Raw genomic sequence first — 10,462 nt, 5'->3', positions numbered from 1 at the left:
ATTCGAACCCCGGTTATCGCCGTGAAAGGGCGGTGTCCTAGGCCTCTAGACGATGGGGACTACGGTGCTGCAAAACTTCACTTCGTTTGGTGGAGGTAAGCGGGATCGAACCGCTGACCTCTTGCATGCCATGCAAGCGCTCTCCCAGCTGAGCTATACCCCCGTCACCGAAGAGCGCGAATTATAGGATGCAGATTTCGGTCTGTAAACACCAATTTCAGCTTCAAGCCTTCTTTTCTTCAGGTGGCAGCACCTTTCCCGGATTCATCAAGCCGCCCGGGTCGAGAGCCTGCTTGACCGCCCTCATCATGTCGATTTCCACCGGCGACTTGTAGCGCGGCAGCAGCTCACGCTTGAGCTGCCCCAGCCCGTGTTCCGCCGAAATGGAGCCGCCGAGTTCGGCGACGAGATCGTGCACGATCCGGTTCGCTTCGGACGTCCGGGACATGAACTCCTGGTTGTCGGCCGCCTGGGGTTTCGACAGATTGTAGTGCAGGTTGCCGTCGCCGATATGGCCGAAAGCGACGATGCGCACATCGGACCAGACGGCCCGCAGGGCGATGCGGGCGCGTTCGAGGAACAGCGGGATGCGGCTCACCGGCACGGAAACATCGTGCTTGATGCTGAAGCCCTCGATCCGCTGGGCCTCCGAGATGTTCTCGCGCAGGGCCCACAAGGCATGTGCCTGAGCAAGACTGGCCGCGATCACGCCGTCGATCGCCAGCCCCCGTTCGACGGCCAGCGCAAGCGCCCGGGCGAGTAGCTCATCGAGGGACATATCGGCACTGTCCGACAGTTCGAGCAGCACGCTCCACTCCGCCTCGAACGGCAGCGGCGCCCGCATGTCCGGGATATGCGCCAGCACCAGCTCGAGCGCGCTGCGGCCGACCAGTTCGAAAGCCGTCACCCGGTCGCCACAGGCATCACGCATCAAGCCGAGCAGACCGACCGCCGCCTGCGGGTCCGGCACCGCGATCCAGGCCGTCGAGCGGCTGCGTATCGCCGGAAACAGCTTCAGCACCGCGGCGGTGATCAGGCCCAGCGTCCCTTCCGCACCGACGAAAAGCTGCTTCAGATCGTAGCCGGTGTTGTCCTTGCGCAAGCCGCGCAGGCCATCCCAGATGCGGCCATCGGGCAGCACAACCTCCAGCCCGAGCACGAGTTCACGCATGTTGCCGTAGCGCAGGACCTGCACGCCGCCGGCGTTGGTCGACAGATTGCCCCCGATCGTGCAGCTTCCCTCGGACGCGAGCGACAGCGGGAACAGCCGATCCGCGGCGGCGGCGGCCTGCTGCACACTCATCAGGGTGCAGCCCGCCTCCATCGTGACGGTATTGTTGTCGGCATCGATGGCGCGGATGCGATCGAGCCGCCTCAAGCTCAGCACCACCGCACGCCCGTCGTTCAATGGCGTCGCGCCGCCGCACAAGCCGGTATTGCCGCCCTGCGGCACCATCGGCACGTACGCCGCGGCACACAGGCGCACCACCGCGGCAAGCTCCTGCGTCGTCGCCGGCAGCACCACTGCACGTGCCGCCCCCTTGTAGCGGCCACGCCAATCAACGACGTAGGGAGCGGTGTCTTCGGCATCGGTGAGCACATGGCGGTCGCCGACGATCCGCTGCAGTTCCTGAACGAACTCATCCATGTCCAAGCTCCAGCTCAGCGTTCCGCGCGGACGAGGCTGCCAGCCATCCGGCGATGTTCAATCGGCATCGTGACCCAGTACATAGCGCAGCAGGGGCCGCATGCGCATCACTGCCGCTTCACCTTCGGCCAGCGCTTCCGCAGCGCGGTGGTAATCCATCAGGCCGAGCTGGCCGACGCGCGGCGAAATCATGACGTCCGCCGGCTCCCCCGCCAGGCGGCTGCGCGCAATCCGCACCTGCATGATGTTGATGCTCGAACTGATGACCGATATCAGCGACGGCGCCGCTTCCTCGCCGCTGCCATTACCGTTGCCGTTGCCGAAGCCGAATCGCGACAGCAGGCGTTCGCTCCAGCCGGCTTCGGTTTCTTCCGACGGTGTCGGCTCGATCGCGGCCCGCTGGAAAGCACGGCCGACCATGTCCGAGCCGAGATCGACGGCGATCACGATGTCGGCCCCCATCGCCCGGCACAGCGACACCGGCACGGGATTGACCAGGCCGCCATCGACCAGCAGGCGTCCTTCGTGCATCACCGGCGTCATCAATCCCGGCAAGGCGATCGAGGCACGTACTGCCGCGGAGACACTGCCTTCCTGCAGCCAGATTTCGCGTCCGCTCGTCAGTTCGGTGGCGACGCAGGCGAAGCGGGTTTCCAGTTCGGAAAAATCCCGGTCGACGAAGTTGCGCTCGAAGAAACCGATGAGCTTGTCGCCCTTGATCAGCCCGCCGCGCAGCGACACGTCGAGCAGGGAGACCACGTCCTGCCATTTGAGCGTTTCCGCCCACTGGGTGAGCTTGTCGAGATCGCCCGACGCTGCGGCAGCACCGACGAAAGCACCGATCGAGCAGCCGCAGATGATCCGGGGCCGGACGCCCTCCTCCGCCAGCGCCCGCAGCACGCCGAGATGGGCCCATCCGCGCGCCGCGCCGCTGCCCAGCGCAAGGCCGATGACCGGCTCGTGCCGGTGGAGCGGCTTGACGCGCGGCTTGGCCGGCGCCTGCGGATCAGGCTCATCCATGGCGGATCACCCTGACGCCGGCCGCAACATCAGTCGAGCCGCTCGGCGTAGAGATCGTGGACATCGCAATCGGTGATCCGCACGCGAACGAAGTCGCCTGTCGCGAGGCCTTCGGCATCCGGGATGATCACCAGGCCGTCGATCTCCGGCGCATCCCCGGGCGACCTGGCCAGCGCGCCTTCCTCGTCGATGTCGTCGACCAGCACCGTCATCTCGCGGCCGATCCGCGCTTCGAGGCGCTGGGTGGAGATGTCCTCCTGGAAGTCCATCAGGCGCGCGCGGCGCTCCTCGCGCACCTCGTCCGGCACCGCGCCTTCCAGTTCATTGGCTGCCGCCCCTTCCACCGGGGAATAGGCGAAGGCGCCGACGCGATCGAGCTGGGCTTCCTCGAGGAAGTTCAGCAGCATCTCAAAGTCTTCCTCGGTCTCGCCCGGGAAGCCGGTGATGAAGGTCGAGCGGATCGTCAGCTCCGGGCAGATGCTGCGCCATTTGCGCACGCGCTCGAGCACGTTCTCGGCATTGGCCGGGCGCTTCATCGCCTTCAGGATACGCGGGCTGGCATGCTGGAAGGGCACATCGAGGTAAGGCAGTATCTTGCCTTCGGCCATCAGCGGGATCAGTTCGTCGACGCTCGGATAGGGATACACATAGTGCATGCGGATCCAGATGCCGAGCTCGCCCAGCGCCTTGGCGAGATCGTAGAGCTTGGTCTTGAGCGGCTTGCCGCCCCAGAAGCCGGTACGGTACTTGACGTCGACGCCGTAGGCCGAGGTGTCCTGCGAGATGACCAGGATCTCCTTGACCCCGGATGCGGCCAGCGCCTCGGCCTCGCGCATCACCTCGTGGATCGGACGGCTGACGAGATCGCCGCGCATCGACGGGATGATGCAGAAGGTGCAGCGATGGTTGCAGCCTTCGGAAATCTTCAGATAGGCGTAGTGCTGCGGCGTCAGGCGGATGCCTTGTGGCGGCACCAGGTCGGTGAAGGGGTCGTGCGGCTTGGGCAGGTGCTTATGCACCGCGTGCATCACCTCTTCGGTGGCATGCGGGCCGGTCACCGCCAGCACCTGCGGATGGGCGGCCAGCACCACGTCGTCCTTCGCCCCCAGACAGCCGGTGACGATGACCTTGCCGTTCTCGTTCAGGGCTTCGCCGATGGCGTCGAGCGATTCCTCGACCGCGGCGTCGATGAAGCCGCAGGTATTGACGACGACGAGATCGGCGTCGTCATAGGTACCGGTGATGGCGTAGCCCTCGGCACGCAGCCGGGTCAGGATGTGTTCGGAGTCGACCGTTGCCTTCGGACAGCCGAGTGATACGAAGCCGACACGCGGCAGGTCCGGGGTCTTGAAAGTGCTCATGCTGGATTGGCCTGTCGGGGTCGGCGCAGGGCAAGCCTGCGCAAGCTCGTTTTCTTATCTGTGTGAACCGCTCTTGTCGGAAGCCGGGCGGTTGGTAGGCGGGGCTTCGTCGCCCTGCGCACCGTAATTCGGGAATTTGAACCCGGTGAACATGTTGCGCGTCTGGCTTTCGAGCTGTTCCTGCATCTGCTCGAACATCTTCTTGGACTGGTCGACGTAGGCGCCCATCATGCTCTGCAGCGCCGGCCCCTGGAAGTTGAGGAACTGGGCCCAGAGATCCTGGCCGACGGGACTGTTCTCGCCGTAGATCGAGCGTGCCTGCTCCTGTAGCTTGCCCTGCATGTCGGTGAAGGCCTTGATGTTGTTCTCAAGGTACTTCCCCATCATGCCCTGCATGGCGTTGCCATAGAAGCGGATCATGTGCGCCAGCAGGTCGCTGGTGAACATCGGCGCCCCGCCCGCCTCCTCTTCCAGAATGATCTGCAGCAGGATGCTGCGTGTCAGATCCTCGTTGGTCTTGGCATCGACGACCAGGAACTCCTCGTGATTGAGGACGAGTTCCTTGACGTCGGCAAGCGTGATGTACGAACTGGTGCGGGTATCGTACAGACGGCGGTTCGGATACTTCTTAATTAGGCGCGACTGCTCGGGCATTTCCCCATCTCCTCGGCGGCGGCCACTCCGCTCTTTGGTCTTGAATGTCAACTCTGATTATATCGCGCTGCGAAAACGAAACCCCGCCTTCCGACGGGGTTCCGTGATTTCGCGCATGGCACGGTGCAGCATCAGCACATGTGCAGGCCACCGTTGATGTTGATGGTGGCGCCGGTGATGTAGCCGGCCTTGTCGGATGCCAGGTAGGCGCACAGGTCGCCGATCTCGTCCGGACGGCCCAGGCGCTTCATCGGCACGGTGTCGATGATGCTCTGGCGGATGTCCTCGCGGATGGCCATGACCATCTCGGTACCGATGTAGCCCGGTGCGATCGCATTGACCGTCACGCCCTTGGTGGCCAGTTCGGCCGCCAGCGCCTTGGTGAAGCCCAGCACGCCGGCCTTGGCGGTGGAATAGTTGGTCTGGCCGGCCTGGCCCTTGACGCCATTGACCGACGAGATATTGACGATGCGGCCCCAGCCGCGCTCGGCCATCTTGGCGGACACGTGGTGGGTGACGTTGAACAGGCTGTTGAGGTTGGTGTTGATCACCGCGTCCCACTGGCTCTTCTCCATCTTCGGGAAGAACTTGTCGCGGGTGATGCCGGCGTTGTTGACCAGCACGTCGATCGGGCCGACTTCGGCTTCGATCTTGGCGACCATTGCGGCGCAGGATTCATAGTTGGAAACGTCGCCTTCCGCAGCGACGAAATCGAAGCCCAGGTCGCGCTGAGCGGAAAGCCAGGCTTCCTTCTGGTCGAAATTGGGCAGGCAGTTCGCCACAACCTTCATACCGTCCTTGGCCAGCGATTGACAAATCGCGGTGCCGAGACCACCCATGGCGCCGGTGACGAGAGCGATTTTCTGCGACATCTTGAAATCCTTCTGGATTTGTTTGCGTGACCGAGAAACCATCACGAAACACGATCCGGACGGCCCCTTCGGCGTTCTTGCGGCAGCGCATCAGCTGCTTTGCTCCTGCATTATAGCTACTGCCGGCCATTTTTGCTGCAACGCAATACGCGGAGCAATGGGATGCGACAAAAAAAAAGCGGCATGCCCCTTTCGGGGGCATGCCGCCTGTACGCACAGGGCCGCAGATGCGGATCAGAACATGTGCTGGCCGCCGTTGATGGAGATGTTGGCGCCGGTCACGAACGCGGCCTCTTCCGAGGACAGGTAGGCGACCAGGCCGGCGATCTCTTCCGGCTTGCCCAGACGGGACACGGGAATCTGCGGCAGGATCTTCGAGTCGAGAATCTCCTGCGGAATCGCCATCACCATCTTGGTGCCGATGTAGCCCGGCGAGATCGTGTTGACCGTCACGCCGTTGCGCGCCACTTCGAGCGCCAGCGCCTTGGTGAAGCCGTGCATGCCGGCCTTGGCAGCCGCATAGTTGGTCTGACCGAAAGCGCCCTTCTGGCCGTTGACCGACGACACGTTGATGACGCGGCCCCACTTGCGCTCGACCATGCCGTCCATGACCTGCTTGGTCATGTTGAACACCGAATCGAGGTTGGTGCTGATGACCGCATCCCAGTCGGCCTTGCTCATCTTCTTGAAGGTCATGTCGCGGGTGATGCCGGCGTTGTTCACCAGCACATCCACCGGACCGACCTCTGCCGTCACCTGCTCGACGCAGGCCTTGGCGGAATCGAAGTCGGCGACATCACAAGGATAGGCCTTGAAGCCATAGCCCATGTTGTTCATCGTTTGCAGCCAATCGGCCGCCTTGCTGTTGCCCGGCGAGTGGGTGGTGACGACCTTGTAGCCCAGTGCTGCGAGCTTGATGCAGATGGCCTCGCCCAGACCGCCCATACCGCCAGTGACCAGTGCAACTCTCGACATGAATTTCTCCTCTCCCTAATTGGGGTTCTTATGGGGGCGGGTGGAACATGGACCGGGCAGCGCCCTCCCCACTCACTGCGGTCCCGTTGATCAACGCTCAGGCACGCTCCTTCACGTAGCGTCCCGGTGCGGGTTCGATCGGCTCGTACTTGGTACTGCCCAGACGGCCGCGCGCGGCGACCTGCTTGCCGCCATGCTGCCTCAGCCATTCGCTCCAGTGCAACCACCAGCTACCCTTCTGCTCGCCGGCCTGCTCCAGCCACTCGTCCGGATCGGTCGGGCGGGCATCGGAAGTCCAGTAGCTGCGGCGGTTTTTCGAAGCCGGATTGATCGCCCCGGCGATGTGGCCGCTGGCCCCGAGCACGAAGGTCGTGTCGCCGCCGAGCAGGTTGCGCGCCAGATAGGCACTCTTCCACGGCACGATGTGATCCTCGCGCGCTGCCATCAGGTAGGCCGGCATGTCCACCTTCGCGAGGTCGACCTTTTCGCCCAGCATCTTGAGCTTGCCGGGCACGCGCAGATTGTTCTCGAGATACATGTTGCGCAGGTACCAAGCCAGGAAGGGTCCGGGCAGGTTGGTCGAATCGGAGTTCCAGTACAACAGGTCGAAAGCCTGGGGTTTGTTGCCCTTCAGGTAGTTGCCGACGACATACTGCCAGATCAGGTCGTTTGCGCGCAGGGACGAGAACACATTGGCCAGTTCCTGGCCACGCAGCACTCCGCCCTTGCCGATCGTGGCCTCGCGGGTCGCGACGCTCGCCTCGTCGACCAGGCAGCCGATCTCGCCGGCATCGGCGAAGTCGAGCAGGGTCGTCATCAAGGTCAGGCTGGCGACCGGCTCCTCGCCCCTGGCACGCGCCACCGCCAGTGCGGACGTGAGCAAGGTGCCGCCAACGCAGAAGCCGAGCACGTTCGGCTTCTTGACCCGCGTCACCGAACGCACGATCTCGAGCGCCGTCAACGGCCCCTTCTCGAGGTAGTCGTCCCAGGTATGGCGGCCACCGGTCTCGGGACGCGGATTCTTCCACGACACCAGGAACACCGTGAAGCCCTGCTCGACGACGAAGCGCACCAGGGAGTTCTCCGGCTGGAGATCCATGATGTAGAACTTGTTGATGCAAGGCGGAATGATCAGCAGCGGCACTTGCGCGACCTTCTCGGTCAGCGGTGAGTACTGGATCAGTTGCATCAGCTCGTTTTCGAAGATCACCGACCCGGGCGTCAGCGCGAGATTGCGCCCGACCTCGAAGGCTTCATCGTCGGTCATCGAGATGCGCCCCTTCTCGAGGTCGCCGAGCATGTTGCGCACGCCGCGCGCGATGCTCTCGCCCTTGGTCTCGATCGCGGTCTTGATGAACTCGGGGTTGGTCGCAGCGAAATTGGTCGGCGCCAGCGCCTCGATGTACTGGCGGGTCAGGAACTGGATGCGCGATTTCGCACGCCCGTCCGCGATCGGCAGCGCGTCGGCCATCTCCTTTAGGAAACCGGCGTTCAGCAGATAGGCCTGGCGGACGTAATCGAATACGGGACTCTCGGACCATTCCGGCGCGTTGAAGCGGCGATCGCCCGGCTCCGGCTGCACCACCGGCGCGGCTTCGCCGCCAGGCTTGCGCGCAAGGATCGACGACCACAGCGCCACATGCTTTTCGGCGAACGCCTGCTGCATGCGCGCCACTTCAGCGGACTCCGGCATCGGCAGCTTGGGTACTGCGACACCCGAAGAATCCTGCATCGCAACCTGCTGGCGCGCCAGCGCATCGAAGAAGTTCTGCGCCATGGCCTGGCCAGCGGCCAGCATCGCCTGGATGCCTGCCGTCGACTGACTGCCTGCGGAATCCGACATTCTCATCTCCTCTATCCACGGGCAACAGCATGCCTGCGCCCGGGTTTGCCTTATTGTCAGCGCCCGACTACCCCGGCCGGACCGGGCGGTAGAATGGCGCCATGTACCTTATCGCAATCGCCTGGCTTTATGTCGCGCTGCTGGCAAGCATTACCGAAAACACGGTCGTGGGGGGCGTGTTGACCTTCATTTTTTTCGGTCTTGCTCCAATGGCGTTGTTCTTCTGGCTGTTCGGAACACCGACGCGGCGGCGTCGCCAGCGCGAGCGTGAATCGAGAGGGCTCAACGATAGAGCCGAATCGGACGCCGATCAATAGCCTGCACGCTTTTCGCACTCGCACGACGCTTCCCTTCCCCGCAAAACGGCCTGCGCCGCCGGCTCCAGCCAGACCATGGAGGCGAAGCGCCCGGTGTGCCGGTCCCGGCGGTACGAGTAGAAGCGCTCGACGTCCTTCACCGTGCACACGCCGCCGCCTTCGATGCGCCCGACGCCCGCCGCCTGCAGGCGTCTCCGCGCCAGCATGAACAGGTCCGCCAGCCACTTCCCCGGTGCCGGCGTCGGAACGAAGGCCTGCGCAGCGCCCGGATCCACGGCGACGAAGGCATCCCGCACTTCATCGCCGACCTCGAAGCTGCCGGGCCCGATCGCCGGCCCCAGCCAGGCCCGCAAGCGGGTGGGCGAAACTGCCATTTTCGCGATCGTGGCCTCGAGCACGCCGCCCGCCAGGCCTCGCCAGCCTGCGTGGGCTGCCGCCACCACTGAACCGTCGTCGTCGCAGAACAGCACCGGCAGGCAGTCGGCCGTCATAACGACGCAGACCCGCCCCGGCTCGCGCGCCACCGCCGCATCGGCTACCGGCACGTCCGCAGCCGGTATGCCCGCATCGGCCACTGCGCAGCCATGCACCTGCGACAGCCATGAGGGTTCGGCCGGCAGCAATTCCCGCAGCATCGCCCGATTGCGCGCAACCGCCTGCGGATCATCGCCGACGTGCTCGCCGAGGTTGAAGCCGTCATAAGGCGGCAGGCTGCAGCCGCCGAGGCGCGTGGTCAGCAAGGCCCGCACGTTCGCCGGTGCGGTCCAGTCGGGCCGGATCACGCCTGGGGAAGCTCCGTTCATCACCCTGCTCATGCTCCTGCCCTCACGCGCTGCAGCAGCGCGGCGAAATCGGCTGCCATCGGCACTTCCCACTGCATGAACTCTCCGCTGGCCGGATGCAGCAGGCCGAGCCGGAAGGCATGCAGGGCCTGGCGGACAAAACCTTCACATGCGGGGTCGGGCAAGCGTCGCCCCCCATAGACCGGATCGCCCACCAGCGCGTGGCCGATGTGCGCCATATGCACCCGGATCTGGTGCGTGCGTCCCGTTTCGAGCCGGCACTCCACCAGTGTCGTTCTTGCAAAGCGCTCGACCACGGCGTAATGGGTCAACGCCGGCCGCCCGTTGCCGACCACTGCCATGCGCGTGCGCTGCGTCGGATGCCGTCCGATCGGTGCATCGACGCTCCCGCCCGAATGCAGCACCCCCTGCACCAGGGCCCAGTAATGCCGCTTCACCGTACGTGCCTGCAACTGGCGGACCAGATCGGTCTGGGCCTGCAGCGTCTTCGCCACCACCAGCAAGCCGCTGGTGTCCTTGTCCAGCCGATGCACGATGCCGGCGCGCGGCACCTCCGCCACCGCCGGGGCATGATGCAGCAAGGCATTGAGCAGGGTTCCGCTCCAGTTGCCGCTGCCCGGATGCACCACCAGCCCGGCAGGCTTGTCGATCACCAGCAGGTGCGCGTCTTCGAACACCACCTGCAGCGGAATGTCTTCGGGCTGTTCGGTCCCCGGTGTCGGGGCCGGAGCAGGATCGAGTTCGACGCACTCGCCGCCTTGCACTTTGCTGCGCGCATCGGGCGACGCGCCATCGACGCGGATGCGCCCCTCCTTCAGCCAGGCCTGCAGGCGGCTGCGGGAATGCTCGGGAAAAAGCCGGGCGAGCGCCTGATCCAGCCGCAGCCCGGCCAGATCGACAGGAATCGTCTGCACCGCGGGGGGGTTCGGCTCGTCCGCTGCTATATAATCGACGCGTTCATTCACGCGA

10 protein-coding genes and 1 tRNA gene are annotated in these 10,462 nt (G+C 64.6%); 1 reads left to right on the top strand and 10 read right to left on the bottom strand.

The window, feature by feature from the left end; genetic code table 11:
* Positions 1 to 87: 87 nt before the first annotated feature.
* The 8 genes from NX068_RS11270 to NX068_RS11235 form a co-directional block, all read right to left on the bottom strand.
* Positions 88 to 163, bottom strand: a tRNA-Ala gene (locus tag NX068_RS11270).
* A gap of 60 nt (positions 164 to 223) precedes the next feature.
* Entirely contained in the window at positions 224 to 1,648 is a 1,425-nt protein-coding gene (locus tag NX068_RS11265; RefSeq protein WP_263461369.1) for an FAD-binding oxidoreductase, read from the bottom strand.
* 57 nt (positions 1,649 to 1,705) lie between these two features.
* Positions 1,706 to 2,668 carry a patatin-like phospholipase RssA gene (gene rssA, locus NX068_RS11260; protein WP_263461368.1) on the bottom strand — a complete coding sequence of 321 codons (963 nt, stop codon included), beginning with the start codon at positions 2,666 to 2,668 and terminating at the stop codon, positions 1,706 to 1,708.
* Positions 2,669 to 2,697: 29 nt separating this feature from the next.
* Positions 2,698 to 4,029, bottom strand: a complete 1,332-nt coding sequence (gene rimO / locus NX068_RS11255) for a 30S ribosomal protein S12 methylthiotransferase RimO (RefSeq protein ID WP_263461367.1) — start codon at positions 4,027 to 4,029, stop codon at positions 2,698 to 2,700.
* Between the two features lie 54 nt (positions 4,030 to 4,083).
* The gene (gene phaR / locus NX068_RS11250; protein WP_263461366.1) at positions 4,084 to 4,683 is read right to left on the bottom strand and encodes a polyhydroxyalkanoate synthesis repressor PhaR; all 600 of its coding nucleotides are present in this window, start codon (positions 4,681 to 4,683) and stop codon (positions 4,084 to 4,086) included.
* A 131-nt stretch (positions 4,684 to 4,814) separates the two neighbouring features.
* Positions 4,815 to 5,555: a beta-ketoacyl-ACP reductase gene (locus NX068_RS11245; protein ID WP_263461365.1), complete on the bottom strand. Its 741-nt coding sequence runs from the start codon at positions 5,553 to 5,555 to the stop codon at positions 4,815 to 4,817.
* 234 nt (positions 5,556 to 5,789) lie between these two features.
* A complete protein-coding gene (phbB, locus tag NX068_RS11240; RefSeq protein ID WP_263461364.1) occupies positions 5,790 to 6,530 on the bottom strand; it encodes an acetoacetyl-CoA reductase in 741 nt (246 codons plus the stop codon).
* 97 nt (positions 6,531 to 6,627) lie between these two features.
* Positions 6,628 to 8,373 carry a PHA/PHB synthase family protein gene (locus NX068_RS11235; RefSeq protein ID WP_263461363.1) on the bottom strand — a complete coding sequence of 582 codons (1,746 nt, stop codon included), beginning with the start codon at positions 8,371 to 8,373 and terminating at the stop codon, positions 6,628 to 6,630.
* A 101-nt stretch (positions 8,374 to 8,474) separates the two neighbouring features.
* On the opposite strand from NX068_RS11235, the gene NX068_RS11230 reads away from it, so the two are divergent.
* Positions 8,475 to 8,690, top strand: coding sequence for a hypothetical protein (locus NX068_RS11230; RefSeq protein ID WP_068637007.1), 216 nt, complete (start codon positions 8,475 to 8,477; stop codon positions 8,688 to 8,690).
* Here the strand turns inward: NX068_RS11230 and pgeF are convergent.
* Together pgeF and rluD are read right to left on the bottom strand one after the other, a co-directional pair.
* Positions 8,684 to 9,493: a peptidoglycan editing factor PgeF gene (pgeF, locus tag NX068_RS11225; protein ID WP_263461362.1), complete on the bottom strand. Its 810-nt coding sequence runs from the start codon at positions 9,491 to 9,493 to the stop codon at positions 8,684 to 8,686. The two genes, NX068_RS11230 and pgeF, sit on opposite strands and share 7 nt — an antisense overlap.
* A gap of 8 nt (positions 9,494 to 9,501) precedes the next feature.
* Entirely contained in the window at positions 9,502 to 10,458 is a 957-nt protein-coding gene (gene rluD / locus NX068_RS11220; RefSeq protein ID WP_263461361.1) for a 23S rRNA pseudouridine(1911/1915/1917) synthase RluD, read from the bottom strand.
* Positions 10,459 to 10,462: the final 4 nt, after the last annotated feature.

It is taken from the genome of Thauera carbonicopians, assembly GCF_025699485.1.
GTDB lineage: Bacteria > Pseudomonadota > Gammaproteobacteria > Burkholderiales > Rhodocyclaceae > Thauera.
Note: the sequence above shows the minus strand (reverse complement) of the source record. Positions and strands in the feature narration are given on the sequence as shown.

Excerpts from the sequence above, each read along its gene's own strand:
- NX068_RS11265 (WP_263461369.1), bottom strand. The coding sequence starts at position 1,648 with ATGGATGAGTTCGTTCAGGAACTGCAGCGGATCGTCGGCGACCGCCAT.
- rssA (WP_263461368.1), bottom strand. The coding sequence starts at position 2,668 with ATGGATGAGCCTGATCCGCAGGCGCCGGCCAAGCCGCGCGTCAAGCCG.
- rimO (WP_263461367.1), bottom strand. The coding sequence starts at position 4,029 with ATGAGCACTTTCAAGACCCCGGACCTGCCGCGTGTCGGCTTCGTATCA.
- phaR (WP_263461366.1), bottom strand. The coding sequence starts at position 4,683 with ATGCCCGAGCAGTCGCGCCTAATTAAGAAGTATCCGAACCGCCGTCTG.
- NX068_RS11245 (WP_263461365.1), bottom strand. The coding sequence starts at position 5,555 with ATGTCGCAGAAAATCGCTCTCGTCACCGGCGCCATGGGTGGTCTCGGC.
- phbB (WP_263461364.1), bottom strand. The coding sequence starts at position 6,530 with ATGTCGAGAGTTGCACTGGTCACTGGCGGTATGGGCGGTCTGGGCGAG.
- NX068_RS11235 (WP_263461363.1), bottom strand. The coding sequence starts at position 8,373 with ATGTCGGATTCCGCAGGCAGTCAGTCGACGGCAGGCATCCAGGCGATG.
- NX068_RS11230 (WP_068637007.1), top strand. The coding sequence starts at position 8,475 with ATGTACCTTATCGCAATCGCCTGGCTTTATGTCGCGCTGCTGGCAAGC.
- pgeF (WP_263461362.1), bottom strand. The coding sequence starts at position 9,493 with ATGAACGGAGCTTCCCCAGGCGTGATCCGGCCCGACTGGACCGCACCG.